This is a genomic window from Caulobacter segnis ATCC 21756 (assembly GCF_000092285.1).
GTDB lineage: Bacteria > Pseudomonadota > Alphaproteobacteria > Caulobacterales > Caulobacteraceae > Caulobacter > Caulobacter segnis.
Genome location: NC_014100.1, coordinates 2,319,933 through 2,346,642, shown reverse-complemented (window position 1 = coordinate 2,346,642; position 26,710 = coordinate 2,319,933). Strand labels below are relative to the sequence as shown.

Here is a 26,710-nt window from a genome sequence, read left to right as displayed (position 1 = left end):
TAAGGACCCGTAGAAGGGTTTTCAGCCGGGCCGGGTCATGCTCCAAGCGGGGCATGACCGCGTCGCTCTCCGTGCGCCCCATTGTCGAAGCCCAGGACATGCCGCGCGTGCTGTCCTTTGAACTGGCGGGGCTATTGGCGCGAAGCGAGCCCGGCGTCGCCTGGGCCCCGGAAAACGACGCCTCGGCCGACGCGCCGATGGGGCGTCTGGGCGGGCTGGAGGCGGCCGCTTGGCCCCATGACATCGCCGCCCGGCCGCCGGTCAATGTTCCTGCGCTCTGCGTGGTTGGCGAGACCTGGTGGTTCCCCGCCTTCGGCGCGCTGATGGGAACGGACGGCGCGCTCTACAACGCCACGGTCGGCGAGGCGCGGCACGGCCATCCGGACCTGTCGGCGATCCCGGGCCTGAGCGATCAGGCTTCGCGCTTTACGCCGCCAGCGTCCGCGCCGGTGCTTGAGGGCGGCGCCGTCTTCCTGCCGTGGGGCGCGACCTTCAACTACGGCCACTTCGTGATCGACGCGCTGACGTCCCTGTTGGCGCTGGAGCAGGTGGGGCTGCTCGAGGACCTGCCGATCCTGGCGCCCAAGCTCGCCACCTGGCAGCGCGACCTGATCGACCTGGCGTTTCCCGGCAGGGCGGTGACGGAGATCGACGCGCCGGTCGTCCAGCTCAAGCGCGCCGCCTTCGCCACCAGCATGGACCATTTCCTGCATCATCCGAACGGCCTCCTGGCCGATCTGGCGGCGCGGGTTCTGGCGCGCGCGCCCGCCGGCGAGGGCCATCGGCGCGTCTATCTCTCGCGTCGGGGCCAGTCGATGCGGGTCATGGTCGGCGAGGCCGCGTTCGAGCGGGCCTTGGCGGCGCGGGGCTTTGCGATCGTTCGGCCCGAGACCCTGAGCGCCGCCGAGCAGGTCGCCCTGATGCGCGACGCCGAGATCGTGGTCGGCGCCAGCGGCGCGGCCCTGGCCAACGCGGTCTTCCTGCCGCGCGGCGCGCGTGTCGTCGAGATTCAGCCGCTGAACTTCACCAGCCAGTGGGTGAGGGCGGCCTGCCGCCAAGTGGGCGTCGATTGGCGAGGCTATGTCTGCGCCTCGCCCTGTCCGGCGCGACAGGCGCCGCTGACCGCCCGGCTGCGACGCGGTTTCAAGTTCGCGTTCAAGCCGCCGCTGGACGATCTGCTGCGCTTCGTGGACGCGGCGCTATAGGATGCCCTTGCGGCCCTCGACCCACGGGTCCAGCGGCTGCTGCTCCTCGCGGCGGACCATGCCGTAGTAGCCGACGACGAAGACCACGATGGCGGTGACCAGACCGCCAAAAAAGCCCGCCGGCGTGGCGAACCACACCGTCAGGGCGCTGATCACCACCGCGCTGTGCAACATCGCCCATCGCACGAGTATGGCGAAGGCGTGGTAGGTCCTCTCGTGGGCGATCAGGATCGCCTCGCGATCGGCGATGTCGTGTTCGAAGGCGTCAGGCTGGGTGGCGGCCATGGCGCGATCCTCCCTTAGCTGGTTCGCGGCCTATACGCGCCGCGCGTCGAAAACGTCCGCCAGGATACCCGTGTTCCGCCACCGGCGCTATCGAAGGCCGCTCGGGTTAAGCTTAGGATCGAGCGATTCCTCGGCCGCCTGGAGCAGGGACGATGCCCAATCCGCTGCAGCTGCTGCTGCCGGCCCTGATCCCGTCCTGGAACTTCTTCGACGTCATCGCGCCGTCGCCGCGCGTGGAATACGCGGTGACCCCTTCGGTCGAAGCGGCGCCGGAGGCCTGGCTAGAATTCCGCCCCCGGCCTGAGCGGGTCACGTCGGCGACCATGGCGGCTCGCCTGCTGTGGAACCCGCGCTGGAACGAGAGCCTGTTCCTGGTCAGCTGCGCCGAGCGCCTGATCGACAACCCGACCGCGCACAGCGAGCACGAGATCTTCAAGCGGATCGCCGCCGATCTGGCGCGGGGCGGGGAGACGGTCGAGGGCTGGCTGGCTTTTCGGCTCGTCTTCGTCGTGCGTGACGGCGAGGCGATCACGCGAGAGGTGCAGTTCGAGGCCGCGCCGCGCGCTCTGGCGGAGATCGACGTCCGATGACCTTGCCGGACGCGATCCGCCTGACGCAGGCGCTGCTGGCCTTGGCCCTGCTGCAGCAGAGCCTGGAGCATCTGCGCGGCTTTCGCGACGAGCGCGCCCTGTTCCTGGCGCGGGCGGTGTTGTGCGTGCTGGTGCTGCTGGGCGTCGCGTCGCCGTGGCCGCTGGTGGCGATGGCGGCGCTGTCGCTGCTGATCCTTCAGCGCTTCCAAGGCCCTTATAACGGCGGCAGCGACCGGATGGGCCTGTTGTCGCTATGGTGCCTGACCCTCGCCAGCCTGGCGCCCAGCACGCCGCTGCGGGAGCTCTTCTTCGGCTATCTGGGCGCGCAGCTGGTGCTGTCCTACTTCATCTCGGGCTGGGTGAAGGTCGTGAACCCCGATTGGCGATCGGGGCGGGCGTTGCGCGACGTCTTCCAGTTCTCGGCCTATCCGGTCGCCGAGTCCCTGCGCGCTTTGGCCGAACGACCAAGGCTGCTGACCGTGATGTCCTGGGCGGTGATGGGGTTCGAGCTGGTTTTCCCGCTGGCCATGCTGACCAAGCCGACCTTGATCGCCGCCCTGGTCGTCGCCGGGACCTTTCACCTGGCCAACGCCTGCCTGTTCGGCCTGAACCGCTTCTTCTGGACCTGGCTGTCGGTCTATCCGGCCATCCTGTGGCTTCAGGGCCGCCTAGTCCACTAGCCCAAGCAAAAGGGCGTCGGACACGGAGTCCGACGCCCTCATTTGTGCATGTCTTGGCTCGCCGCTACTTGCGCGGCGGCTTGGCCAGGAAGGCGGGGATGTCGTTGCCGAAGCCGACGACGCGACGGTCGTCGTCATCGCGATCGCGAACCGGTTGGACGCCGCGAACGGGACGCTCGGGGCGCTCCTGACGGTCCGGCCGTTCCGCGCGCTCCGGACGACCCGGGCGTTCGGCTTCGACGACGGGCGCGGCGGCGACCGGGCGCGGCTCGCGTTCGCGGCGCGGCTTGCGTTCGCGGGCGGGACGGGCCTCGACGACGGCCTCGGGCGCTTCGGCGGCGATCGCTTCGACCGGAGCCTCGATGGCGGTCTCTTCGGCGCGGCCGCGGCTGCGGCTGCTGCCGCGGGCCGGACGTTCGCCACGCTCGCCGCGATCGCGGTCTCGGTCACGACCGCCGCGCTTGCGGTCGCGGTCGCCCTCGCGCTTGACGGTGACGGCGTTCGAGTAGTCGAGCTCAAGCTTTTCTTCGTCCGGGGTCGAGCCGATCAGCTTGACGACCTTGTCGAAGCCTTTGTCGTCGGCCGGCGTGACCAGCATGTAGGTGATGCCCGTCCGACCGGCGCGGCCGGTGCGGCCGATGCGGTGGACGTAGTCGTCGGCGTGGTGCGGGACGTCGTAGTTGAAGACGTGGCTGACGGCCGGGATGTCGAGGCCGCGCGCGGCGACGTCCGAGGCCACCAGGATCTTCAGCGCGCCCGAGCGGAAGTCCGCCAGGGTCTTCATGCGCTGGGTCTGGTCCAGGTCGCCGTGGATCGGGGCGGCGTCGTAGCCGTGCACCTTCAGCGACTTGGCGACGATGTCGACTTCGGTCTTGCGATTGCAGAAGACGATGCCGGTCTCGATCTGGGCCTTCTCGATCAGAGCGCGCAGCGCCAGGCGCTTGGCCTTGGGATCGGAGGAGGGGACCTTGACCAGCAGCTGGGTGATGTTGGCGTTGGTCGTCGCCGGACGCGCCACCTCGATCCGGACCGGATCGCGCAGGAACTGCTTGGTCAGGCGGGTGATTTCCGGCGGCATGGTCGCCGAGAAGAACAAGGTCTGCTTCTTCGGCGGCGTCATCTTGAAGATGCGCTCGATGTCCGGGATGAAGCCCATGTCCAGCATGCGGTCGGCTTCGTCGACGACCAGGAACTGGACGCCGGTCATCAGCAGCTTGCCGCGCTCGAAGTGGTCGAGCAGGCGGCCCGGCGTGGCGATCAGGACGTCGACGCCGCGGTCGAGCTTCTTTTCCTGGTCGCCGAACGAGACGCCGCCGATCAGCAGCGCCCACGAGAGCTTGGTGCCCTTGGCGTACTTCTCGAAGCTGGAGGCGACCTGGTCGGCCAGCTCGCGGGTCGGGGCGATGACCAGGGCGCGCGGCATGCGGGCCTTGGCTCGGCCCGACTGCAGCTTGTCGATCAGGGGCAGGGTGAAGGCGGCGGTCTTGCCGGTGCCGGTCTGGGCGATGCCGAGGACATCCTGGCCGGCGAGGGCCACCGGAATGGCCTGGGCCTGGATGGGCGTGGCAGTGGTATAGCCGGTGTCGGCGACCGCCTGCAGGGTCGTGGGCGAGAGCCCGAGGTCGGAAAATTCAGTCATTACACGCTGATCTGCGGAGCCGCCCGTGCTTGGGCGAGCGGGCGGCGCGGATTCGCCAGACCTGCTCCGAAGGTGCGGATAAATAGGCCGAAAGTCGCCAAAGTCAATCGCGACAAGGCGTGAAGGGGGATTTCGTCACCCTGGCGAGGGGGCTGCCGCTGGCGTCTGGCCGACCGCCGCTCTATATGCGGCCGGGCATGACCATCGACCACGACTCCCGCCTTCGGCGCCTTCGTTTCCGCGCCTGGCATCGCGGTTTCCGGGAAGCGGACCTGATCCTGGGCCCGTTCGCGGACATCCATGGCCCGAACCTGACGCCAGAGCAGTTCGACACGCTGGAAACCCTGCTTGAGCAGTCGGATCGCGAGATCTATGCCTGGATCGTCGGCCAGGAGCCGACTCCCGAGCGTTTCGAGACGGACGTCCTGGCGATGATCCGTGCGTTCCGGTTCGAGGCGCACGCGTCGCGCCCCGCCGGCGACGGCGCCTGACCCCTTTCTAGACCAAGAGACCCGATGGCCTACGACGCCAAACAGATCGCCAAGGCCGCCGGCGGCTTGACCCTGGCCGGCGCGCCGGAAGGCTTCGACGCGCTGGTGATGGCCGACATCGCCAGGGCGCGTGGCGGGCTGACCGCCTTCGTCGCCCGCGACACCGCCCGCGCCGGCGCCTTCATCGACAGCCTAAAGTTCTTCGCTCCCGAGATCGAGGCGGTGCTGCTGCCCTCGTGGGACTGCCTGCCCTACGACCGCATCGGCCCGTCGGCGAGCGTCTCGGCCACGCGCATGTCGACCTTGTCGCGCCTGGCGCGCGGTCTGGGCGAGAGCAAGCCGGCCATCCTGGTCATCGCCGCCCACGCCCTGCTGCAGCGCGTGCCGACCAAGGACGTGCTGCTGCGCGCCAGCTACAGCGCCAAGGTCGGCGGCGTCGTCGACATCAAGGATCTCGAGACCTATTTCGCCGTCAACGGCTACGCCCGCGCCTCGACCGTGTCGGAGCGCGGCGAGTTCGCGATCCGCGGCGGCGTCATCGACGTCTATCCGCCGGCCGCCGAGGAGCCGGTGCGCCTTGATTTGTTCGGCGACACGCTGGAGAGCATCCGCGCCTTCGATCCCGAGACCCAGCGCTCGACCAAGCAGCTGAAGGAGATCGACCTCCTGCCGGTCAGCGAGGCCCTGCTGGACGCTGACGCCATCTCGCGCTTCCGCAAGGGCTATGTCGCCGAGTTCGGCGCGCCGGGAGACGATCCCCTGTACGCCACGGTCAGCGAGGGCGGCCGCCGCGCCGGCCTCGAGCACTGGCTGCCGCTGCTCTACGAGCGCATGGCGACGCTGTTCGACTATCTGCCGGCCGGGGCCCTGATCGGCGTCGACCACCAAGCGGCTGAAGCGCGCGACGAGCGCCTGTCGATGATCCTGGACGCCTACGAGGCCCGCGCCAGCGCCGACCGCAAGTCCGCCTATCGTCCGCTGCCGCCCGAGGCGCTGTACCTGACGGCCGCCGAGTGGGACCGCGAGCTTTCCGACCGCACGCACCGGCAGTTCACGCCGTTCCAGCCGCAGGGCCTGGATGTCGTCGATCTGGGCGCGAAGCTTGGCCGCACCTTCGCCGCCGAGCGGGCCCAGGACAGCGTCAACCTGTTCGAGGCCACCGCCGACCACGCCAGGAAGCTGGCGGCCGAGGGCAAGCGCGTGCTGTTCGCGTCGTGGTCCGAGGGCTCGTCCGAGCGCCTGGGGACCATGCTGGCCGACCACGGCCTCAAGAAAATCCCGTTCGCCGGCTACTGGCAGGCCGCGAAAGCCAATGACCCCAAGGTCCCGCAGCGCGTCGTGCTGCCGCTCGACCACGGCTTCGAGACCGAGGCGCTGGCGGTCATCTCCGAGACCGACATTCTGGGCGACCGCCTGGCCCGCCCGCGCAAGAAGCGCCGCGCCGCCAACTTCCTGGCGGAAGCCTCGGCGCTGACGCCAGGTGACCTCGTCGTCCACATCGACCACGGCATCGGCCGCTACGAGGGCCTGAAGACCCTCGACGTCCAGGGCGCGCCGCACGACTGCCTAGACCTGCTGTATGGCGGCGAGGCCAAGCTCTATCTGCCGGTCGAGAACATCGACCTTCTGACGCGCTACGGCGCGGCCGACGCCGACAACGTCCAGCTGGACAAGCTGGGCGGCGCGGCCTGGCAAGGCCGTAAGGCGAAAGCCAAGGAGCGCCTGCGGGTCATGGCCGAGGGCCTGATCCAGATCGCCGCCGCCCGCCAGCTCAAGCACGTCGAGGAGACCGATCCGCCGCACGGCGTGTTCGACGAGTTCTGCGCCCGCTTCCCGTATGAAGAGACGGACGACCAGCTCAGCGCCATCCATGACGTGCTGGAGGACCTATCGTCCGGCAAGCCGATGGACCGCCTGATCTGCGGCGACGTCGGCTTCGGAAAGACCGAGGTGGCCCTGCGCGCGGCCTTCGTGGTGGCGATGAGCGGCAAGCAGGTGGCGATCGTCTGCCCGACCACGCTGCTGGCGCGCCAGCACTACAAAACCTTCAAGGACCGCTTCCAGGGCTGGCCGGTCAAGGTTACGCGCCTGTCGCGCCTGGTCACCGGCAAGGAAGCGGCCGAGACCCGCGAGGGCCTGGCCAATGGCCAGTTCGAGATCGTGGTCGGCACCCACGCCATCCTGTCCAAGCAGGTGTCGTTCAAGGACCTGGGCCTCGTCATCGTCGACGAGGAGCAGCACTTTGGGGTCAAGCACAAGGAGAAGCTGAAAGAGCTTCGCGCCGACGTGCACATGCTGACCCTGACCGCCACGCCGATCCCACGCACGTTGCAGATGGCGCTGTCGGGCATCCGGGAGATGTCGATCATCGCGACCCCGCCGGTCGATCGCCTGGCGGTGCGCACCTACATCAGCCCGTTCGACCCGGTGACCCTGCGCGAGGCCCTGCTGCGCGAGAAGTATCGCGGCGGCCAGTCCTACTACGTCGTGCCGCGCATCAAGGACCTGGAGGACATCGAGAAGTTCCTCCGCACCCAGGTCCCGGAGGTGAAGTACGTCGTCGGCCACGGCCAGATGTCGGCCACCCAGCTGGAGGACGTGATGACGGCCTTCTACGAGGGCCAGTACGACGTGCTTCTTGCGACCACGATCGTGGAGAGTGGGCTCGATATCCCGTCGGCCAATACGCTGATCGTCCACCGCGCCGACATGTTCGGCCTGGCCCAGCTGTATCAAATCCGGGGCCGCGTCGGCCGCTCCAAGGCCCGCGCCTACGCCTATCTGACCACGCCGGTCGAGAAGTCGCTGACCCTGTCGGCCGAGAAGCGCCTGCAGGTGCTGCAGTCGCTGGACAGCCTGGGCGCGGGCTTCCAGCTGGCCAGCCACGACCTGGACCAGCGTGGCGGCGGCAACCTGCTCGGCGACGAGCAGAGCGGCCACATCAAGGAGATCGGCGTCGAGCTTTACCAGCAGATGCTGGAGGACGCCGTCGCCGAGCTGAAGCAACGGCAAGGTCAAGAGGCCCTGCTGGAAGACCGGGGCTGGTCGCCGCAGATCAACACCGGCGCGGCCGTGATGATCCCCGACGATTACGTGCCGGACCTCAATGTGCGCCTGTCGCTCTATCGTCGCCTGTCGGAAGCCGAGAAGGCCAACGACCGCGAAGCCCTGGCCGCCGAGATGATCGACCGCTTCGGCCCGCTGCCGCCCGAGACGGACTCCCTGCTCAAGGTCGTCGCGATCAAGGGCCTGTGCCGCGAGGCCAATGTCGCCAAGATCGACGTCGGCCCCAAGGGCGCGGTCGCCAGCTTCCGCAACGACGAATTCGCCAACCCGCTGGCGCTCGTCCAGTTCGTCGCCAAGAACAGCCTGATCTGGAAGGTGCGTCCCGACCAGAAGGTGGTCGTGAAGGGCGAGTGGGAGACCCCGGCCCAGCGTCTCGACGCGGCCGAGAAGATCCTGACCCAGCTGGCGAAGCTGGCGAAGGGGTAGGGCGGCCGCCGCCGCAGGCCCCCACCTGACCTGCTTCGCAGGTCGTCCGCCCCCAGAGGGGGCGGAAGGAAACGCGCCCCTTCTTCCCCCTCCGGGGGAGGAGCGCGTTAGCGCGGAGGGGGCAAGTACGAGCGTTCGCGGCGCTCTATGATCCGCGTATCCGGAATCGAACTCAACGATTTCAAACACTTCCAACTTTTACACCCCGCTCCATCATCCGCGTTGAAACCGCCCTTATGCTTTACCCACCTCGTCGCGAGGAAAGGGCGCATGGCCAGCGACCATCGTGGCGGCGGGGGGCGATCGAGCGGGGACAGGTTCGAGGGGGATACTCGGACGGTCCGGGGATGAGCTTGCTGGGCTCACCCGCCCGCCGTCGGCGTGGTTGGAGGCAAAAGGGCGTGTCTGGCTGAAAGCCCGTCCTCTCCGACCGCTGGGTCTCTCGGAAACGGGAGGCCCAGGTCCCGGTAAGGCCTGAACAGGGCCACCCGACGGGACGCTGGCGGATAACGGTCGCGCGGAGTGTCGGGCTTCGTCGAAACGGTATTATTCAATCTTCTCCGGACGGATGTCCGGCGCTCCGCGTCCCTTTCCATCCCTTCTGCGGGAAACCGCGTGAAGCCGATGAAACACGTCCCTCCCCTTGATGGGGAGGGGTAGGGGGGGTGAACTCAGCGGTCGATACAGCGCGCGGCCGCCAGCTCGGCGATCACCCCATCCCCGGCCCTTCCCCATCAAGGGGGAGGGGGAACGTGGATCAAGCCGCCAGGGCCTGGTCGATCGCTTCGGCGATCCGCTCGGGCGTCTCGGCGCCGACCACGGCGACCTTGCCGGCGAAGATGGCGAACGGCACGCCGGTCACGCCGCCTTGGACGGCCATGGCGTGCTCGCGGGCCACGGCTTCCTTGTCGGCCCCTTCGGAGAGCAGTTGCAGCACCACCAGACGCTCCATGCCCGCGGCCTCGGCGATGTCGGCCAGAACGACAGGATCGCCGATGTCCAGGCCCTGCTCGAAATAGGCCTTGAACAAGGCTTCCACGACCGGGTCCTGCACGCCGGCCGTCAGGGCCCAGCGGATCAGGCGATGGGCGGCGTTGGTGTTGGGCGAAAGATCAATGGCCTCGAAATCAAAGGTGATGCCTTCCTCGGCGCCGCCCTCGACCAGGGCCGCGTGGACCGCCTTCAGCCGGTCGGGGTCCTTGAACTTCTGGGCCATGTAGGCCTTGTGGTCGACGCCCTCCTCGGGCAGCGACGGATCCAGCTGGTAGGGGCGCCAGATCACCTGCGCTTCCAGGTTCGGCCGCAGGGCCAGGGCCGACTTCAGCCGTCGCCAACCGAGATAGCACCAGGGGCAGACGACATCGGCGACGACGTCGATGATCATGGGCTGGGACTGGGCCACGGCAGGCTCCTCGGGAAACTCTGTCCGCGACGGGACGATGCTCATATAGCCATCGGCCGGCGCGCCCCCAAGCGCGACCGGTCAGCCGACCTCGCGCTTCAAGGCTGCGGCGGCCGCGCGCTCCAGCGCCTTGACCGCGCCTTCGCCGGGCTGGACCTCGGCCACGCCGATGTCGAACTCGCAGACGAACGGCGGGCGATCCTCGCCGGCGTCGAAGGCGGTGCAGCCGATCACGGCGGCGATCCGCTCGGCGGCGGCGCGGGCGGCGTTCTGGTTGGTCGCCGGCAAGGCGAGGGCGAAGACTTCCGTCGACAGGCGGGCCGGCGTGTCCTCGACGCGGACCAGGCGGCCGATCATCGAGCCGATCTGCGGAATGGCGCGATCCAGCCAGCCGTTCTGACGCGCCCAGGTCGTGTCGGGCTTGTCGGCGACCCGCAGCACGCAGATCGACAGCGGCCGGGCCCGCTCGCGGGCGGCGGTGGCCAATCGAGCCAGGTGCGCGGCGAACAGGTCGCGGGTGAAGAGGCCGGTGGCGGCGTCCATCAGGCCCGAGCTGCGGGCCTTTTCCAGCGCGCCCCGGATCGCCTCGCCGCGACGGAAGCTGCGGGCCAGCTCCATCACGCGCAGGGCCGTCTCGGTCTCGGGCGTCTCCGGCGAGGCCACGTCCGAGACGCCGCGATGGAAGGCGTCGGACATGGTCACATAGCTTTCGGCCTTCAGATAGAGCAGGGCCGGTATGTGATAGAGGCGGGTGTTGCGGCGCATGCCCGCCGCGATCGACAGCGCCTCCTGCTGGCTGTCGCCTGCCCACAGCACCACGGCGTCGAACGACCGCTCATGCAGATAGTCGAAGGCGGTGTAGGCGGTGAAGGCGCCGACGACCTCGGCCCCGCTGCGCTGCAGGGCGTTGGAGAGCGCCAGGAATTGCGGGGCGGGCTCGCCGACGGCCAGCACGCGGAACGGCGCTTCGGATTGCTCGGGCAGGTCCAGGCGGCGGCCTCGGTCGCCGAAGGTCTCGAGGCGCAGCTCGAACTCTTCCTCGGCGATGGCGGTGCGGACCAGGGTCTCCAGGCGCAGGGCCGCCTGCGAGGGATGCAGGGGCGGCGACAGGGTCAGGTCGAAAGTCTGGTCGCGATAGTCGTTCTCGGGCTCGCCGATGGCGATCACCGGCAGGCGGCGCGGCGCGACCGCGGCCTTCAGGCGGCGAGACAGGGTCTGGATGTCCGGACCCGAGCTGGCCAGGTCGACGATCACCGCCTCGATCGGCAGGTCGCCCAAGGCGGCGACGGCCGCATAGGGACCGCGCGCGGTGATCGTTCGCCAGCCCAGACGGTCAAGCCCTTCGGCCAGCGGTCCGGCGCGAACGTCGTCGCGCGCCACGATCAGGATACGGGCGTCTGCCGCCAAACCAACCTCCGCCCGAATGCTCGCCTTGCCGACGGGGCGGCGAGCTTCGAGATTCGTCGCGGCAACATAGCAGACCAAGGCCCGGGTCAAAGCCGCGCAACGCCGCAGGCTGGGGGCGAATCGAAGATCGCCGGGCGATCGCGCGCCAGGGCTTGCCTGACCGAACGTCAGGCCCGCTCTAGTATGGCGGACCGGCCGCTTCAGGAGAGCCGGAAGGGAGACGACGTCATGGGCCAAGGGCCGCTTTCGGGACTGAAGATCGTCGAGTTCGCCGGCATCGGTCCGGGGCCGTTCTGCGGCATGCTGCTGTCGGACCTCGGCGCCGATGTCGTCCGGGTCGACCGCAAGGGGCAGGGGCGCGGTTCTCCGGCCGACGTGACGGCGCGCGGCCGGCGCTCGGTGGCGCTGGACCTGAAGCATCCCGACTCGATCGAGACCTGCCTGAAGCTCCTGGAGCAGGCCGATGGACTGATCGAGGGGTTCCGACCCGGCGTGATGGAGCGCCTCGGTCTGGGGCCTGATGTCGCCTTGGCGCGTAGTCCCAAGCTCGTCTATGGCCGCATGACCGGCTGGGGCCAGACGGGGCCCTACGCCAAGGCCGCCGGCCACGACATGAACTACATCGCCATCACCGGCGCGCTGGATGCGATCGGGACGCAGGACAAGCCGGTGCCGCCGCTGAACCTGGTCGGCGACTTCGGCGGCGGCGCGCTCTATCTGGCGTTCGGCCTGCTGGCGGGGGTGATCCATGCGCGCGCCACCGGGCAGGGGCAGGTGATCGACTGCGCCATGAGCGACGGCGCGGCCTCGCTGATGGCGATGTTCTACGGCTTCAAGGCCGGCGGCATGTGGAACGAAGGGCGTCGGACCAACCTGCTCGACGGCGGCGCCCACTTCTACGACACCTACCAGTGCGCCGACGGCAAGTGGATCTCGATCGGCTCGATCGAGCCGCAGTTCTATCTGCTTCTGCTGGAAAAGACGGGGATTTCCGACCCGCAGTTCCAGCACCAGATGAGCCGCGAGGAGTGGCCGGAGCTGCGCGAGAAGCTGGCGGCCGTCATCAGGACCAAGCCTCGCGACGAATGGTGCGCGATCATGGACGCCACCGACGTCTGCTTCGCGCCGGTGCTGACCATGGACGAGGCGCCCAAGCACGCGCACAACGCCGCGCGCCAGACCTTCGTCGAGGTCGAGGGCGTGACCCAGCCGGCGCCCGCGCCGCGCTTTTCGGCCACTCCGGGCGCCATCCAGGGGCCCCCGCCGAAGATCGGCGCCCACAATGACGCAGCCCTGGCGGACTGGGGCTTCTCCGTCGACGCGATCGCCGGGCTGAAGGCGTCCGGCGCGCTCTGATGTCGTTCAGGTCCGGTTCAGGCGGGCGGCCCTAGTCTGCAAAGGTCGATCGGTCTCCGCGCCATCCGTCCCTCGATGCGGCGATCGGTTCCAGGCCAAGCCTTGAAAGGCGCGTCGTTCTTCGGGACGGCGCGTCTTTGACTTCCGGGGCCCGCGCCGCCATGGTCCGCCGGATGAACGATCCGCTCCACCAGATCCGCTGGCGCGACCTCGACCTTGATCCAATCCACTGGGCTCGTGAGATCCTCCGCGTACTGGGGCTGGCCCTCTCGCGGCTTTGGGGCCGCGATGTCATGCTCTATGTCGGCGGCGTCTCCTTCTTCGCCCTGCTGGCGGTGTTTCCCGGCCTGGCGATTCTGATCGGCCTCTACAGCCTGTTCCTGACGCCTGAGACCGCCGCGCGGCAGGCCAACAAGCTGGCCGAGCTGATTCCGTCCGGGGCGCGGGGCATGTTCCAGGACGAGTTCGGGCGTCTGGCCCACGCCCCCGGGAGCGCGGTCTCGCTGCAAAGCGCGGTCGTGCTGATCGTCGGCGCCTATGCCGCCCATCGCGGCTTCAAGGCGCTGCTGGCGGGGCTCTCCTTCATCCACGACGAGGAGAACCAGCGCGGCTTCTTCGGTTTCAACCTGATGGCGCTGCTGGTCCTGATCGCCGCTTTCGGCCTGCTCTTCTTCATGTCGGGCGTCTTCCTGACCCTGCGACTGCTGGGCTCGGCGTTGAACCTGCGCCCCTTGGCCGGCGTCTCGTGGATCCAGAGCGAGTGGACCTGGGCCAGCTTCGGCATCGTGGTCGGCATGACGCTGGTCTATCGCTACGCCATGTCGCGGGCGCCGGTCGGCTGGCGCGCTTCGACCTCGGGCGGCGTCGCCGCGGCGGCCCTCTGCGTCTTCATGTCCTGGGCCAGCGCCTTCTATGTCGAGAAGATCGTGCACCTGGGCGCGACCTATGGCTCGATCTCGGCGGTCATCATCTTCCTGATCTGGCTGTCGTGGAGCGTGAACGCCATCTTCTTCGGCGGCGCGCTGGCGACCGAGGTGGAGATCGCGCTGGACGAGCGGCCGCGGGCGCTGCTGGAAGGCCCCAAGGCGATCCCGCTCAGGCCGCCTTCAGAATCCGGAAGCTGATCACGCCGCCGGCCAAGTCAGCGATCTCGAGCACCGTGGCGCCGATCTGACCGGCGAAGTGCGGCACGTCGATCCGCGCCATCGGATCGGTCGCCCACAGCACGAGCTCGGCCCCCGGCGCGGCGGCCTCATGAGCCTTGCGAAGTTTCAGGGTCGGCACGGGGCAGTGATGCCCTCGGGCGTCGACGAGGATCGGCTCAGCCATCGACGAACACCGTCTCGGCTTCGCCGGCCGGCAGGATACGATGCTGGCCCGGCTCGAGATCGTCGGGCAGGACCAGGCGTCCGATTCGCTCGCGGTGCAGGTCGGTCACGTGGTTGCCGACCGCGGCGAACATCCGCCGGACCTGGTGGTAGCGGCCTTCGGTGATCGTCAGGCGCGCCGTACGCTCGTCGACGATCTCAAGCCGCGCCGGCAGAAGAGGCTTTTCCTCGCCCTCCAGCATCAGCGTCCCGGCGGCGAAGGTTTCGCCCTCCGAGCCGCTCAGCGGACGATCCAGCCTTGCCAGATAGGTCTTCGGCACATGGCGCTTGGGTGAGATCACACGGTGCAGGAAGTCGCCGTCATCGGTGATCAGGATGAGGCCGCTGGTCTCCTTGTCGAGCCGGCCGACAGTCGACAAAGCCGGGTCCCGCAGCCGCCAGCGGCGCGGCAGTAGGTCGTAGATCTTCTCGCCGTCCTCCTTGTGCGAGCACACCACGCCGAGCGGCTTGTGCATCATCAGCACCAGCGGCGCCGGAGGATCGACGGCGACGCCGCGGATCGTCATGCGCTCGGGCAAGGTCGCGTCCACGGCGATGCGGAGGCCGGCGTCCTTCAGCGGCTTGCCGTCCAGAACCACCTTGCCGGCCGCGACCAAGGCCTGGACCTCCTTGCGGCTGCCATAGCCGAGATTGGCCAGCAGCCGGTCCAGGCGGGCCATCAGCGCCTTGCTCATTTGCGCGCCTCGAAGACCTTGTAGCCGCCGCCTTCCCCGACCAGTCGGACCTTGGCGAAGCTCTCGGCAAGAATCGCCTCGTAGGGCAGGTGGCGGTTGGCGACCATCCAGAGCGCGCCGCCCTTGCGCAGCGCGCCGGCCGCCGCGCGGATGAAGGCCTGGCCCAGCGCCTTGTCTTCGCCGCCGCCTTCATGGAACGGCGGATTGCTGACGATGAAGTCCAGATCCTTCAGGTCCGCCGCCTCATGGCGGACGTCGCCCCAGACGAAAACGGCGCGCGGGTCGGCGACATTGCGCTTGGAGACCTCGATCGCCCGACGATCCAGCTCGACCAGGGTCAGCTTGGTCACCGTCTTCGACGCCAGGACGTTCAACGCCAGCAGGCCAATGCCTGCGCCGAAGTCAGCGCCGGCGCCGGAGAACGCGGGAAGGGCTTGCAGCAGGGCGTTGCTGCCGGCGTCCAGGCGATCCCAGCTGAAGACGCCCGGCTGGGTCCAGAGACCGTTCTCTGCGATCTGGCGCGGCGCGCCGGCTGCGATGGCCTCCTCCAGGCCCTTGGGCGCGGCGGGGCGAACGACCATGCAGATGCGGTTGTGCCGACGGGCGCTCTCGCCGACGTCGCAGCCGAACGATTCGAGCTCCTTCTTCAGCCGCAGGCCGCCGCGGTCCTTTGGCGCGAAGGCCGTCAGACGAGCGCCCGGCGCCAAGGCGCGCAGAGCGTGGGCCAGGACGAAGCGTCGCTCAACCGCGCCGGCGGGCGCGCGGACCGTCACAGCGTTAAGAGATTCGGCTTCGATGGCGGCGATGTCGCTTGATCCGACCATCAGGGGAGAGAGCTGGATCGCGTCCGGCGCGGACGGCGCCAGATCGTGGTCGGCCTGGCCATAGAGCGCGGTTCGGTTCGCCGACATGCTTGTCCTGAAAGGGTTTTCGCCACGAAAAAGGGTGGCGGACAGGGTGGGATTCGAACCCACGGTAGGCTTTCACCTACGGCGGTTTTCAAGACCGCTGCCTTAAACCACTCGGCCACCTGTCCGGAGCAGGCGGCTATATCAGCGCGTCATCGCCTTAACCAGACCGCAAAAGCCTTAACCAGACTTCAAAACAATTCGGTCACCATGATCGATCAGAGGGGCGGGCTCCTCGTCTGGACGGCATGCGCATGGACCAGCAAATCGATCGCTTTTGGCGGGTGATCCGTCTCCAGGGGCTCTTCGTTTTCGTGGCCCTCAGCCTGGCCGCCTGCGCGACGCCCAAGTACGAGGTGGGTCGGCCGATGATCGGCGCACGCAACGCCGCGCCGCGTCCCAGCGACATGGTGGGGCCCAACGGCAAGCCGCTACGCGGGACCGAAAAGCCCTATCAGATCAACGGTGTTTGGTATTATCCGAAGGAAGATCGCGACTACAACGTCGTCGGAACCGGCTCCTGGTACGGCGAGCAGTTCCACAACCGTCGCACCGCGAACGGCGAGATCTTTGACATGGACATCCCGTCGGCGGCGCATAAGACCCTGCCGCTGCCGAGCCTTGTGGAGGTGACGAACCTCGACAATGGGCGACGGATGATCGTGCGGGTCAATGACCGAGGGCCGTTCGTCGGCGACCGTGTCATCGACCTTTCCAAGGCCGCGGCCGAGGAGCTCGGCTACCGGCGCCAGGGCGTAGCCAAAGTGCGGGTCAAATATATCGGCCCAGCGCCCAAGAGCGTGTTTGATCCGCCGCGTCAGTACGCTCGGGCGCCGAGCCGCGCCGAGCCGCCGGCGCGCGGCTTCGAGGCGATTCAGGAGCCGCCGCAACGCGTGCAGGTCCTGCCGGCTAAGTCTGAGCCCGAGTGGTCGCCATCGCCGAGCCTCTCGGCCCCGCCGATCAATCCGCCCGATCCCGTGAAGCGCCCGCCCACCCTGGCAACCACAGCGTCGGTGGCGCCTGCGGCCAAGGCGGGCTTCCGGATCCAGGCCGGCGCCTTCTCCAGCCGCGAGAACGCCGAGAAGGCCGTTCAGCAATTGGCGCTGGCGGGGTCCGCGCGGATCGAGCCGCTCGAACGCCCCAGCGGCACGCTCTACCGCGTCGTCGTCGCCGCCGGCGAGGACGAGGGCGAGGCTTGGAGCCTGCGCCAGAGGGTCGAGGCGCTTGGCTATGCGGGCGCGACGGTGCTTCGGCCCTAAGCCCTCTGGACAAGCCCTGCGATCCGGTCGAATTGAGGCCGGTGACCCAGGGTTTCTTCATCAGTTTCGAGGGCGGCGAGGGGGCTGGGAAGTCCACCCAGATCCGCCGCTTGGCCGAGCGGCTGCAGGCCGCGGGCCATGACGTCGTCGTGACCCGCGAGCCCGGCGGAAGTCCTGGGGCTGAAGCGATACGGGAGCTGCTGGTCAATGGCGCAGCCGACCGCTGGTCGCCCGTCACCGAGACGCTGCTGATGTACGCCGCTCGCCGCGACCATGTGGAGCGGGTGATCCGACCGGCCTTGGCGCGCGGCGCGGTCGTCCTTTGCGACCGCTTCGCCGACTCGACGCGGGCCTATCAGGGCGCCGGCGGCGACGCGCCGGCCAGCTTGATCGCGTCGCTGGAGGATCATGTCCTGAGCGGAACCGTCCCGGACCTGACGCTCATTCTCGATTTGCCGGCCGAGATCGGCCTCGAGCGCGCCGAGGCGCGCGGCGGGGCGGCGCGTTTTGAGTCCAAGGGTCTGGCGTTCCATGAACGCCTCCGCGCAGGCTATCTCGAGATCGCGCGGCGTGAGCCCGAGCGCTGCGTCGTCATCGAGGCCAACGCGGATATTGACGCCGTGACCGCCGCGATCAGCCGGACGGTCGACCAGAGGCTCGAACGCTGATGCCCGCGCCGGCGCACCCTCGCGACGTCTATACGCTGGAAGGCCAGTCAGCCGCCGAGGAGGCGTTCCTGGACGCGCTCGATCGCGGACGCCTGCACCACGCCTGGCTGCTGACCGGTCCCGAAGGCGTGGGCAAGGCGACCTTGGCCTACCGCATGGCGCGGCGCCTGCTGGGGGCTCGTCCCGAGCCGTCGCTGGGTCTGCTGGGCGCGGCCCCGTCGGATGTCGTCAGCCGCCAGGTGGCGGCCCGCTCGCATCCGGACCTGATGGTGCTGGAGCGGCTGACCGATGACGGCAAGGCGCGCAAGTCCATCCCCGTCGACGAGGCCCGCAGGCTGCCGGAGTTCTTCGCCAACTCGCCGGCTATCTCGCCGTACCGGGTCGCGATCATCGACGCCGCCGACGACTTGAACGTCAACGCCGCCAACGCCGTGCTGAAAACGCTGGAGGAACCGCCAGCGCGCGGGGTGATCCTGCTGATCAGCCATGCGCCGGGGAAACTGCTGCCGACCATCCGGTCGCGCTGTCGTCGCCTGCCGGTTCCGGCGCCGGGCGTTCCTGCGGCCGCCGACATGGTCGAACGTATGGCCGACCTGCCGCACAGAGACGCCGAACGCTTGGCGCGGATGGCGCATGGCGCGCCCGGCAGGGCGCTGCAGCTGGCCGCCGCCGGCGCGATCGCCATCGACGACGCCGCCAACGAGATCCTGCGGGCGCTACCCAAGATCGACGAGGGCGCGCTGCTGGCCATGGCCGACACGTTCCGGGGCGCGGAGGGCGCGGCGCGGTTCGAGCTGCTGATGGACCGCATGGCCGATCAGGTGCGGATCTTCGCAACGCAGGTCGCCGCCGACGGCAAGAACTCGCCAGGTCTCGATCGGTGGGCCGCGGCGTGGGAGCGCTTGTCCAGCGTGCCCGGCGAGGCCGAGGCGGTGAACCTCGACCGGGGCGACGTGTTCTGGAGCGTCATCTCGGACTTGCGCGCGGCGGCCAAGGCGGCGATGTGAGCGCATGCTCATCGACAGCCATGTGAATCTCCACGCGCCCCAGTTCGCCGAGGACAAGGACGCCGTGATCGCCCGGGCCCGCGAGGCCGGGATCGCCATGATGGTCACCATCTGCGACAAGGTTTCGTCCTTCGAGGCGGTGCACGCCATAGCCATGGCCGAGCCGGACATCTGGTGCACGGTCGGCACGCACCCGCACGAGGCCAAGGAAGATCCCGGCCTCACCGCCGCGCGCCTTGTCGAGCTGGCCAGCCGTCCAAGGGTGATCGGGATCGGCGAGTGCGGTCTGGATTTCCACTACGATCTTTCGCCGCGCGAGGTGCAGGCGGAGGTGTTCCGTCAGCACTGCATCGCCGCGCGGGAGAGCGGCCTGCCGCTCGTCGTCCACACGCGCGAGGCCGACGAGGTGATGGGTGAGATCCTTGAAACCGAGCACGCCGCCGGTCCGTTCAAGATCCTGATGCATTGCTACACCAGCGGCCCAGACCTCGCTCGACGCGCCGCCAAGCTGGGCGCGTGGTTCTCGGTGTCCGGCATCGCCACCTTCAAGACGGCCGAGGAGGTGAGGGCGGTGATCCGCGACATGCCGGCCGACCGGATCATCGTCGAGACCGACTGCCCTTACCTGGCGCCCGTTCCCATGCGCGGTCGCCGCAACGAGCCGGCCTATCTGCCGCACATCTACGACAAGCTGGCGGAGATCCGGGGCTGGAGCCGGGCGGAGACCGAGCAACGCACCGAAGACGCCTTCTTCGCCCTGTTCGATCGGATTCCTCGCCCATGAGCGCTTCGCTGGAGTTCACGATTCTGGGCTCTGGCTCCTCCGGCGGCGTTCCCCGCGCCGACGGCAACTGGGGCGACTGCGATCCGGACGAGCCGAAGAACCACCGCTCGCGCTGTTCGCTGCTGGTGCGGCGTCTGGGCGAGGGCGGTCGAACCCATCAGACGACGGTCATCATCGACACCTCGCCCGACCTGCGCCTGCAGACGGTCGCCGCCGGGGTACGGCGGATGGACGCGGCGCTCTTCACGCACGACCATGCCGACCAGGCGCACGGCATCGACGATCTGAGGCCCTTCTTCCTGAACCAGCGTGTCCGCATCCCGACCTATATGGATCAGGCGACGCACGACGGTCTGCTCAGGCGCTTCGAGTACGTCTTTCGCAGCCAGGGCGGTTACCCGGCGATCTGCGAGCCTCTTCTGCTTCCGCCCCTGGGCCATGATTTCGAGATCTCGGGCCCCAGCGGAGACATCCTGGTCCACACGTTCGACGTCGATCACGGCGAAGTCCGCGCCGTCGGCTACCGGATCGGCGATGTCGCCTATACGCCCGACGTTCGGGCCATCCCGGAGAGCAGTTGGGCCGATCTCGCCGATCTCGAGGTCTGGATCGTCGACGCTCTGCGCTGGACGCCGCATCCGACCCACGCCCACGTCGAGTTGGCGTTGGAGTGGATCGCTCGGGTGAAGCCCAAACGGGCGATCCTGACGAACCTTCACATCGATCTCGATTATCATGCGCTGGCGGCCAAATTGCCGCCCGGGGTCGAGCCGGCGTACGACGGCCTCCGCTTCCAGCTGCGAGCGCCCGCAAGATAGCCGCCAGTTGCCGAGCGTGGCGATTTTGGTCGAAACTTGGTTCTGCGTAACAGCGCTGAAATATGACGGACCAACAAGACCGTCATAGGGACGCGGTAGAGACATCTTCTCGTGCGTAACTGCTCCGCGCTTTCCCATGGCTGAAACCGTCACCGCTTCCCGAGAAATCTTCCAGCGCCTTCGCGCCCGGCTGCCCGCCGTCACGCGCGAGCACCTGTTCGAGTGCTACGCCATCAGCGAGACGACCTGGACCAAGTTGCGCGACGGCAAACCGGTCAAGCGCTCGACGCTGGATCGGATCTTGGTTCGCCTAGAAGCCTTGGACGCGCGTTTCGCCGCCTGACACGCGCCTCAGCTCTCATCGACGATCCGACCATCCAGCATCCGAATGCGCCGATCCGCCGCTTCGGCGAAACCTTCGTCGTGGGTCACGCAGACGACGGCGCGCCCTTCGATGTGAGCGAGGCGCTGGAACTCCTCGATCACCAGCCGGGTATTGACGCTGTCGAGATTGCCCGTCGGCTCGTCGCCCAGAAGGATTGCTGGATCGTTCGCCAACGCTCGCGCGATCGCCACGCGCTGACGCTGGCCGCCGGAGAGGCGGTCTGGGCGCCGGTCCCCCTGCGTGGCGACGCCAAGCTTTTCGAGCAGCGCCTGAACGGCTTGATCGATGTCCGGACCCGACTTCCGGCCGAGGCGACGCATCGGAAGCGCCACATTGGCCCGGGCTGTCAGTTCCGGCAGCAGGAAGTGGAACTGGAAGACATATCCGATCCGCTCCAGGCGCAGCCGGGTTCGCTCGCCGTCGTTGAGCCCCCCAGTCTGGCGCCCGTCGATCAGCACCTCGCCACGGGTCGGCCGATCGAGAAGGCCGAGCAGATAGAGCAGAGACGACTTCCCGCAGCCCGACGGCCCGACAATGGCCACCATCTGACCGGCCTCCACGGAGAGGCTGACGCCGTCAACCAGGGTGAAGGGTTCGGGATCGGAGAGGACTTTTGTCGCCGAGCGGACTTCGATCAGGGCGCTCATGCCGCGCCTCGCAAGATGGCGACGGGATCGACGTTCGCCGCCTTGCGGGCGGGCAGCCAGGCCGCGACCAGCGCGGCGCTCAACGAGGCGCCGCCCGCCAGCAAATACTGCGGCAGGCTGCGATCCAGCGGCAGGACCAGCGGCTTGCCGCCCATGGACAGAGGCAGGCTGGCGAGCACCTGCAGGAGGCCCGTGCCGATCGCGAAACCGACCGCCGCGCCCAGCACCCCGACAAGCAAGCCTTCCAGAAGGAAGATCGCCTGCACGTCGCCCGTGGTGAAGCCCATGGCGCGCAGGATCGCGATGTCGCGCCGCTTGTCGGCGACGCTGTTCGAGACGGCCGTATAGATCCCGAAACTGGCCACGATCAGGATCGCCAGGATCACCGCGTACATGATGATGTTACGCACCACGAGCAGGTTCAGGATGTCCACCGACCGTTCCTGCCAAGACTCCCACTTGTAGCCCCAGCGCGTCTCGAGCCGCTTGGCTTGGACCTCGGCGTCGGCGGAGTCCGCCAACCGGATGTGGATCTGGTTCACGATGCTGGGGCGCGCGAACACCACCTGCGCCGTGCGGAGCAGGCCGTAGGCGACGGTGTCGCCGGCGTAGAACCCGGCGCGGGCGTCGGGCTCGATCAGCGCCAGGATCCGCATCCGCTGTAGCGCGCCGGTCGGAGATGTCACCACCAGCGTGTCGCCCAGCTGCGCGCCGAGCCGGTCGGCGAGCGGCCGGCTGATGATGATGCCGTCGGGGCGCGCCTCCAGGTCGTTCAAGGCGCCGCCTGTCAGGCTCTCGTTGATCTTAGCCAGTCGCCCCTCGAGACGCGGGTCCACGCCGTTGAGGGCGACAGCCGCATTGCGGCCGGCATAGGCGATCGTCACCGCGCCGCTCAGGGAGGGGGCTGCGAGGCTGCCTGAAATGGCGCGAGCGTCGGCCAGCATGGCGGGCCAATCCTTGAGCCCCCGCACCTCTTCCTGAGGCCGCAGGCCGCGGACGGCCACCGCCGCCCCGGGAAAGGCGTCCAGAGCCGGCTGACGGACAGGGCGGCGCTGTTCGTCGCGAACGATGATGTGCGGCGCGGAGTCGACGAGCGTGCGGATGAAGTCCTTCTGCGAGCCGACCATCATCCCGGAGACGGCGAGAAAGAAGCCCACGCCGATCGCGACACCCAGGGTCGCGACCAGGGTCTGGCGGGCGCGGACCCGCAGGTGCGCCAGCGCGATGTTCGCCAGGACGGAGGGCGGGCTCATGGCCCCTTCGCCACCCGCACGCGCTGGCCGTCCTTGAGGCCCGTCGGCGGCCGCGCGATCACGGATTCGCCCGCAGCGACTCCCGATTGGATCTCGGTCAGATCGGCGCCGACCGCGCCAACGCGGACAGCGACGCGTCGGACGCGTCCGTCTCGCAGGATCCAGACGACGCCATCGCGCACCGCGCTGGACGGCGCCAGCACCGCCCTGGCGCGGCGATCGGTCACGAGATTGGTCTCCACCGTCATGCCCGGCGGTAGGCCGCTGTCGGCGGGTAGGGCGATACGGACGCGGAACACCCGTCCCTTGGCGTCGCCCGCGGGAGTGATCAGCGATACACGGCCCTCGAAGGTCCGCCCTGGAAAAGCGTCAGAGCGGATCAGCGCCTGGACGCCGGGCTTCAGCCTGGCGATGTCGCGCTCGTCCACGTCGGCGGTGATGCGCAGCGTCTGGGGATCGGCGATGACGAACAGCGCTGTCCCGACGGTTCCGAGATCGCCGGGCTCGGCCTCGCGTCGCAACACCCGGCCGGCGAACGGCGCCGTCAGCCGATAGTCCCGAAGGCGGGCCGCGGCGCTTTCGGCGGCGGCGGTGGCGGCGCGCGCCTGCGCCTGGGCGTCGTCATCGGCCGCGCGCGCGGCGAAACCGGCCTCAAAAAGTCTGCGAGTTCGGCCGGCGACGATCCGCGCCTGCGAAGCTTGAGCCGCCAGCTGCAGAGCCGTGCCTTGCGCCGGGCCGTCTTCAAGCTGAGCCAGCGACTGCCCGGGCTTCACCCAGTCGCCCTCGGCCACATCCACGCGCCGTATCGGGGCGGTCACGATGGGCGCGACATGCGCCTGGCGCACATAGTCGACGACACCGGACGCGTAGATCACGTCGACGGCTTCTCCGGTTCGGGCCTTGGCGATCTCTACGGCGGGAGGGCGCAGGACGACGGCGCCGATGACGCCGAGGGCCACCAGAAGGCCAGCGCTCAGGAGCCAGACCCAGGGGCGCCTTGCCGCGCGGGGCGCTGTCTCGTCCATCATCGCCGAAGACCCGTGAAACGCCGCCGACAGCGACCTTCGCCTCATGCCACGGGGAGAGGGTCGACAGATTGATCGGGATCATATCCGCTACGCGCAGTGGAGTCGTGGGAGGTCGCGCATGATCCGGATCTTACTGAGGGCCTTTGGCTTGGTCGGGCTTTTCGCCTCGTCTTCGGCGCTTGCTCAGGCCCGCCCGGAAGACACCGAGGTCTGGAACCCCAAGCCGATGCTCGTCGCGCCAGCGGCCGTCGTGGGCGAGGCGCCGTCAGGCGCGATCGTGCTGTTCGATGGGAAGAGCCTCGAGCAGTGGGTGTCGAGCCAGGACAAGTCGCCGGCCGCCTGGACCGTCGCCAACGGGGCCGTCACGGTGGACAAGGCCAAGGGCAATATAGAGACGAAGCGCGCGTTCCAGGACTACCAACTGCATCTTGAGTGGCTGATCCCCGCTGATATCGACGGGAGCGGGCAGGGGCGCGGCAACAGCGGCGTCTTCCTGGCCTCCACAGGGCCGCGCGACGCGGGCTACGAGGTGCAGATCCTCGATTCCTTCGAGAACCAGACCTACGTGAACGGCCAGGCCGCGAGCGTCTACAAGCAGCATCCGCCGCTGGCCAACGCCAGCCGCAAGCCTGGCGAGTGGCAGACCTACGACATTGTCTGGCGAGCACCGCGCTTCAACGCGGCCGGCGGGCTCGCCTCACCGGCGACGGTCACGGTGTTGCACAATGGCGTGCTCGTACAGGACAACGCCGTCCTAGCTGGTGAGACGGTCTATATCGGCAAGCCGTCCTACAAGCCGCACGGGCCGGCGCCGATCAAGCTGCAGGCGCATGGCGATCCCAGCAGGCCGATCAGCTTCCGCAACATCTGGGTGCGGGAGCTCTCGCCCAGGCCCTAAGCCGGGGGCGGGGCCGTACTCGCGCGCACGACCAGCTCGTGGGGCAGGGTGACGTTCTGCAGCGTCGTGGCGCGACCGGCCAGGATATCGAGCAGGAGGCGCACGACCTCGTGGCCGATCTCCTCCATCGGCTGGCTGACCGTGGTGAGCTGCGGATCGAGGTGGCGAGCGAAGCGGATGTCGTCGAAGCCGACAAGCGAAACGTCGCGCGGACAGACGAGGCCGCGTCGGCGGATCGCCTCCAGCGCGCCCATCGCCATTTCGTCGCTGAAGCAGAAGATCGCCGTCGGGCGACCTGGTTCGTCGAGCAGCTCGCCAGCCTGTCGGACGCCCGACTCGATCGAGAAGTCGCCAATCGAGATACGCAGCGCGCTGGCCCGACCATGGCGCTGGGCGGCCGCCAGTACGCCGGAGAGGCGGTCGCTGCTGATCGGGCTGGCCAGCGGTCCCGTGACGACGCCGATCCGGGCGTGACCCAGGCCATAGAGGTGCTCCATCACCTCGGCGGCGGCGCCCTCATTGTCGATGTGGGCGCTGGATACCGCCAAGCCCGGCCGGAATTCGCAGCCGTTGACGATCGGCGTCTTCACGCCCTTGACGGCGACCATTTCGGCCAAAGCTTCGGGCAGGCGGTGGCCCAGGAAGATCAGGCCGTCGGCCTCCTTGCGCCGGAACATGGCCGCATACTGCTCCTCGCGAGCCTCCTCGTGTCGCGTGTCACCCAGGAGGACGGAGTAGCCGGCGGCGAGCGCGGCTTCCTCGACCCCGCGAATGACCTGCGAGAAGAACGGGTTTGAGATGTCGGGCACCGTGACAAGGATTTTTTCCGTCCTCAGGGTGCGCAGGCTCTTGGCGGCGAAGTTGGGCTCGTAGCCAAGCTGGGCGACGGCCGCCATCACACGCTGACGCGTGGACTCGATCACCAGTTCGGGGGCGCTGAACACCCGCGACACGGTCGCGGTCGACACGCCTGCGGCCCGCGCAACATCTTGAATGGTCGCCATCGCGGCGACACTGGCGACTGCTCCGAGCGTTGGCAAGGCGAAGCTGGAGTGCGTGAACACGCCGGGAGCCGGTTGCCGGTTCGCCCGACCCCTGTTATCGATGATTTCGATTACATCGGAGCGAGCGGGGCTGGAATGGTCCAAAACGCCGCCCATAGCTGGTCGGGGAGGCCAGGACCATGAAGACGAGCTTCCGGCTCTTCCTGATGATGGTGCTGCAACTGGCGATCTGGGGCGCCTGGGCGCCGAAGATCTTTCCGTACATGGGCATGTTGGGCTTTGCGCCCTGGCAGCAGTCGCTGGTCGGCAGCGCCTGGGGCGTCGCGGCCCTTGTCGGCATCTTCTTTTCGAACCAGTTCGCCGACCGCAACTTCTCGGCCGAGCGGTTCCTGGCCGCGAGCCACCTGATCGGCGGCCTGGCCCTGGTCGGCACGGCGTTCTCGACCACCTTCTGGCCGTTCTTCCTGTGCTACCTGGTCTTCAGTCTGGTCTATGTGCCGACCCTGTCGGTGACCAACTCGATCGCCTTCGCCAACCTGCGCGATCCAGCCGGTGAGTTTGGCGCGGTGCGGATGGGCGGCACGGTGGGCTGGGTTCTGGTCAGCTGGCCCTTCGTTTTCCTGCTGGGCGCGCAGGCTACGGTTGAACAAACGCGATGGATCTTCCTGGTCGCAGCGATCCTGTCCTTCGCCTTCGCCGCCTACTCACTGACCCTGCCGCACACCCCGCCGCGCAAAGAGGAGGCGGGCGTCGACAAGCTGGCGTGGCGACGGGCGTTCAAGCTCCTGGGCGCGCCGTTCGTGCTGGTGCTGTTCATCGTCACCTTCATCGATTCCGTTATCCACAACGGCTATTTCGTGATGGCCGACGCCTTCCTGACCAACCGCGTCGGGATCGCCGGCAACCTGTCGATGGTCGTGCTGAGCCTGGGCCAGGTGGCCGAGATCCTGACCATGTTCTTCCTGGGGCGCGTCTTGGCGCGGCTGGGCTGGAAGATCACGATGATCATCGGCGTCCTGGGCCACGCCGCCCGCTTCGCCGTCTTCGCCTTCTTCGCCGACAGCATCCCGGTGATCGTCGCCGTCCAGCTGCTGCACGGGATCTGCTACGCGTTCTTCTTCGCGACGGTCTACATCTTCGTCGACGCGGTGTTCCCCAAGGACGTCCGCTCCAGCGCGCAAGGCCTGTTCAACCTCTTGATCCTGGGCGTTGGCAATGTCGCCGCCAGCTTCCTGTTCCCCGAGCTGATCAGCCGCCTCACCACCGACGGGACCGTCGACTATACGAGCCTGTTCCTGGTCCCGACCGGCATGGCGTTGGTCGCCACCCTGTTGCTGGCCGTCTTCTTCCGCCCGCCGGCCAAGGGACCGGTCGCCGAGAGCGAGGCCGACCAGGCCGCTCCGGCCGCCGCCAGCCCCGCCCAGCCCTGACCCGAGCCAAAA

26 protein-coding genes, 1 tRNA gene and 2 pseudogenes are annotated in these 26,710 nt (G+C 68.5%); 16 read left to right on the top strand and 13 right to left on the bottom strand.

Annotated elements, in window-relative coordinates:
- The first annotated feature begins 53 nt into the window (after positions 1 to 53).
- Positions 54 to 1,205 (top strand): glycosyltransferase family 61 protein, encoded by a 1,152-nt coding sequence (locus CSEG_RS10740; protein ID WP_013079258.1) that lies wholly within the window; start codon positions 54 to 56, stop codon positions 1,203 to 1,205.
- On the opposite strand, the gene CSEG_RS10735 is transcribed toward CSEG_RS10740, so the two are convergent.
- Positions 1,200 to 1,490 (bottom strand): aa3-type cytochrome c oxidase subunit IV, encoded by a 291-nt coding sequence (locus CSEG_RS10735; protein WP_013079257.1) that lies wholly within the window; start codon positions 1,488 to 1,490, stop codon positions 1,200 to 1,202. The genes CSEG_RS10740 and CSEG_RS10735 overlap by 6 nt on opposite strands.
- A 152-nt stretch (positions 1,491 to 1,642) precedes the next feature.
- Here CSEG_RS10735 and CSEG_RS10730 point away from each other — a divergent pair, with 152 nt between their 5' ends.
- Together CSEG_RS10730 and CSEG_RS10725 are read left to right on the top strand one after the other, a co-directional pair.
- On the top strand, positions 1,643 to 2,080 hold the full coding sequence (locus tag CSEG_RS10730; protein ID WP_013079256.1) for a hypothetical protein: 438 nt from the start codon (positions 1,643 to 1,645) through the stop codon (positions 2,078 to 2,080).
- Positions 2,077 to 2,760 carry an HTTM domain-containing protein gene (locus CSEG_RS10725; protein ID WP_013079255.1) on the top strand — a complete coding sequence of 228 codons (684 nt, stop codon included), beginning with the start codon at positions 2,077 to 2,079 and terminating at the stop codon, positions 2,758 to 2,760. Before CSEG_RS10730 ends, CSEG_RS10725 begins: the two co-directional genes overlap by 4 nt.
- A gap of 64 nt (positions 2,761 to 2,824) precedes the next feature.
- Here CSEG_RS10725 and CSEG_RS10720 read toward each other — a convergent pair whose 3' ends face one another.
- Entirely contained in the window at positions 2,825 to 4,399 is a 1,575-nt protein-coding gene (locus CSEG_RS10720) for a DEAD/DEAH box helicase (protein ID WP_013079254.1), read from the bottom strand.
- 197 nt (positions 4,400 to 4,596) lie between these two features.
- On the opposite strand from CSEG_RS10720, the gene CSEG_RS10715 reads away from it, so the two are divergent.
- The 3 genes and pseudogenes from CSEG_RS10715 to CSEG_RS23625 form a co-directional block, all read left to right on the top strand.
- Positions 4,597 to 4,890, top strand: a complete 294-nt coding sequence (locus tag CSEG_RS10715) for an FAD assembly factor SdhE (protein ID WP_041538583.1) — start codon at positions 4,597 to 4,599, stop codon at positions 4,888 to 4,890.
- 24 nt (positions 4,891 to 4,914) lie between these two features.
- Positions 4,915 to 8,382 carry a transcription-repair coupling factor gene (gene mfd / locus CSEG_RS10710; RefSeq protein WP_013079252.1) on the top strand — a complete coding sequence of 1,156 codons (3,468 nt, stop codon included), beginning with the start codon at positions 4,915 to 4,917 and terminating at the stop codon, positions 8,380 to 8,382.
- A gap of 29 nt (positions 8,383 to 8,411) precedes the next feature.
- Positions 8,412 to 8,503, top strand: a pseudogene (locus CSEG_RS23625) (hypothetical protein); the annotation flags it as partial.
- Positions 8,504 to 8,623: 120 nt separating this feature from the next.
- Here CSEG_RS23625 and CSEG_RS23750 read toward each other — a convergent pair.
- From CSEG_RS23750 to CSEG_RS10695, 3 genes and pseudogenes are all read right to left on the bottom strand, one after another.
- Positions 8,624 to 8,978: pseudogene (locus CSEG_RS23750) on the bottom strand (hypothetical protein).
- A gap of 161 nt (positions 8,979 to 9,139) precedes the next feature.
- On the bottom strand, positions 9,140 to 9,784 hold the full coding sequence (locus CSEG_RS10700; RefSeq protein ID WP_013079251.1) for a DsbA family oxidoreductase: 645 nt from the start codon (positions 9,782 to 9,784) through the stop codon (positions 9,140 to 9,142).
- Positions 9,785 to 9,865: 81 nt separating this feature from the next.
- Entirely contained in the window at positions 9,866 to 11,191 is a 1,326-nt protein-coding gene (locus CSEG_RS10695; protein WP_013079250.1) for a diguanylate cyclase domain-containing protein, read from the bottom strand.
- A 228-nt stretch (positions 11,192 to 11,419) separates the two neighbouring features.
- On the opposite strand from CSEG_RS10695, the gene CSEG_RS10690 reads away from it, so the two are divergent.
- Positions 11,420 to 12,547 (top strand): CaiB/BaiF CoA transferase family protein, encoded by a 1,128-nt coding sequence (locus tag CSEG_RS10690; RefSeq protein WP_013079249.1) that lies wholly within the window; start codon positions 11,420 to 11,422, stop codon positions 12,545 to 12,547.
- 137 nt (positions 12,548 to 12,684) lie between these two features.
- Complete coding sequence (locus CSEG_RS10685; RefSeq protein WP_041538277.1) at positions 12,685 to 13,671, top strand: YihY/virulence factor BrkB family protein; 987 nt, start codon at positions 12,685 to 12,687, stop codon at positions 13,669 to 13,671.
- Here CSEG_RS10685 and CSEG_RS10680 read toward each other — a convergent pair.
- The 4 genes from CSEG_RS10680 to CSEG_RS10665 form a co-directional block, all read right to left on the bottom strand.
- Positions 13,643 to 13,876 carry a sulfurtransferase TusA family protein gene (locus tag CSEG_RS10680; RefSeq protein WP_013079247.1) on the bottom strand — a complete coding sequence of 78 codons (234 nt, stop codon included), beginning with the start codon at positions 13,874 to 13,876 and terminating at the stop codon, positions 13,643 to 13,645. The genes CSEG_RS10685 and CSEG_RS10680 overlap by 29 nt on opposite strands.
- Positions 13,869 to 14,609 (bottom strand): pseudouridine synthase, encoded by a 741-nt coding sequence (locus CSEG_RS10675; protein WP_013079246.1) that lies wholly within the window; start codon positions 14,607 to 14,609, stop codon positions 13,869 to 13,871. Before CSEG_RS10675 ends, CSEG_RS10680 begins: the two co-directional genes overlap by 8 nt.
- Positions 14,606 to 15,520 (bottom strand): class I SAM-dependent methyltransferase, encoded by a 915-nt coding sequence (locus tag CSEG_RS10670; RefSeq protein ID WP_013079245.1) that lies wholly within the window; start codon positions 15,518 to 15,520, stop codon positions 14,606 to 14,608. Before CSEG_RS10670 ends, CSEG_RS10675 begins: the two co-directional genes overlap by 4 nt.
- Positions 15,521 to 15,555: 35 nt before the next feature.
- A tRNA-Ser gene (locus CSEG_RS10665) sits at positions 15,556 to 15,645 on the bottom strand.
- 126 nt (positions 15,646 to 15,771) lie between these two features.
- On the opposite strand from CSEG_RS10665, the gene CSEG_RS10660 reads away from it, so the two are divergent.
- The 6 genes from CSEG_RS10660 to CSEG_RS10635 all read left to right on the top strand — a co-directional run bounded on the left by CSEG_RS10660 (position 15,772) and on the right by CSEG_RS10635 (position 20,396).
- Positions 15,772 to 16,776 carry a septal ring lytic transglycosylase RlpA family protein gene (locus CSEG_RS10660; RefSeq protein WP_013079244.1) on the top strand — a complete coding sequence of 335 codons (1,005 nt, stop codon included), beginning with the start codon at positions 15,772 to 15,774 and terminating at the stop codon, positions 16,774 to 16,776.
- Between the two features lie 41 nt (positions 16,777 to 16,817).
- Positions 16,818 to 17,444: a dTMP kinase gene (tmk, locus tag CSEG_RS10655; RefSeq protein ID WP_013079243.1), complete on the top strand. Its 627-nt coding sequence runs from the start codon at positions 16,818 to 16,820 to the stop codon at positions 17,442 to 17,444.
- Positions 17,441 to 18,451, top strand: coding sequence for a DNA polymerase III subunit delta' (locus CSEG_RS10650; RefSeq protein ID WP_041538276.1), 1,011 nt, complete (start codon positions 17,441 to 17,443; stop codon positions 18,449 to 18,451). The genes tmk and CSEG_RS10650 overlap by 4 nt, the downstream gene beginning before the upstream one ends.
- Before the next feature lie 4 nt (positions 18,452 to 18,455).
- Positions 18,456 to 19,235: a TatD family hydrolase gene (locus CSEG_RS10645; protein ID WP_013079241.1), complete on the top strand. Its 780-nt coding sequence runs from the start codon at positions 18,456 to 18,458 to the stop codon at positions 19,233 to 19,235.
- On the top strand, positions 19,232 to 20,053 hold the full coding sequence (locus tag CSEG_RS10640; RefSeq protein ID WP_013079240.1) for an MBL fold metallo-hydrolase: 822 nt from the start codon (positions 19,232 to 19,234) through the stop codon (positions 20,051 to 20,053). The genes CSEG_RS10645 and CSEG_RS10640 overlap by 4 nt, the downstream gene beginning before the upstream one ends.
- 136 nt (positions 20,054 to 20,189) lie before the next feature.
- A complete protein-coding gene (locus CSEG_RS10635; protein ID WP_013079239.1) occupies positions 20,190 to 20,396 on the top strand; it encodes a hypothetical protein in 207 nt (68 codons plus the stop codon).
- 8 nt (positions 20,397 to 20,404) lie between these two features.
- Here the strand turns inward: CSEG_RS10635 and CSEG_RS10630 are convergent, their stop codons facing one another.
- Genes CSEG_RS10630 through CSEG_RS10620 form a run of 3 tightly spaced genes read right to left on the bottom strand, consistent with a single transcriptional unit; the run spans position 20,405 to position 23,366 of the window.
- Positions 20,405 to 21,085 (bottom strand): ABC transporter ATP-binding protein, encoded by a 681-nt coding sequence (locus CSEG_RS10630; RefSeq protein ID WP_013079238.1) that lies wholly within the window; start codon positions 21,083 to 21,085, stop codon positions 20,405 to 20,407.
- Entirely contained in the window at positions 21,082 to 22,338 is a 1,257-nt protein-coding gene (locus tag CSEG_RS10625) for an ABC transporter permease (protein WP_013079237.1), read from the bottom strand. The genes CSEG_RS10630 and CSEG_RS10625 overlap by 4 nt, the downstream gene beginning before the upstream one ends.
- Positions 22,335 to 23,366: an efflux RND transporter periplasmic adaptor subunit gene (locus CSEG_RS10620; RefSeq protein ID WP_013079236.1), complete on the bottom strand. Its 1,032-nt coding sequence runs from the start codon at positions 23,364 to 23,366 to the stop codon at positions 22,335 to 22,337. Before CSEG_RS10620 ends, CSEG_RS10625 begins: the two co-directional genes overlap by 4 nt.
- Before the next feature lie 118 nt (positions 23,367 to 23,484).
- Between CSEG_RS10620 and CSEG_RS10615 the strand changes: the two genes are divergently transcribed.
- A complete protein-coding gene (locus CSEG_RS10615) occupies positions 23,485 to 24,264 on the top strand; it encodes a 3-keto-disaccharide hydrolase (RefSeq protein ID WP_013079235.1) in 780 nt (259 codons plus the stop codon).
- On the opposite strand, the gene CSEG_RS10610 is transcribed toward CSEG_RS10615, so the two are convergent.
- Positions 24,261 to 25,268: a LacI family DNA-binding transcriptional regulator gene (locus tag CSEG_RS10610; RefSeq protein ID WP_013079234.1), complete on the bottom strand. Its 1,008-nt coding sequence runs from the start codon at positions 25,266 to 25,268 to the stop codon at positions 24,261 to 24,263. The two genes, CSEG_RS10615 and CSEG_RS10610, sit on opposite strands and share 4 nt — an antisense overlap.
- Positions 25,269 to 25,447: 179 nt before the next feature.
- Here CSEG_RS10610 and CSEG_RS10605 point away from each other — a divergent pair, with 179 nt between their 5' ends.
- The gene (locus CSEG_RS10605; RefSeq protein ID WP_013079233.1) at positions 25,448 to 26,698 is read left to right on the top strand and encodes an MFS transporter; all 1,251 of its coding nucleotides are present in this window, start codon (positions 25,448 to 25,450) and stop codon (positions 26,696 to 26,698) included.
- Positions 26,699 to 26,710: the final 12 nt, after the last annotated feature.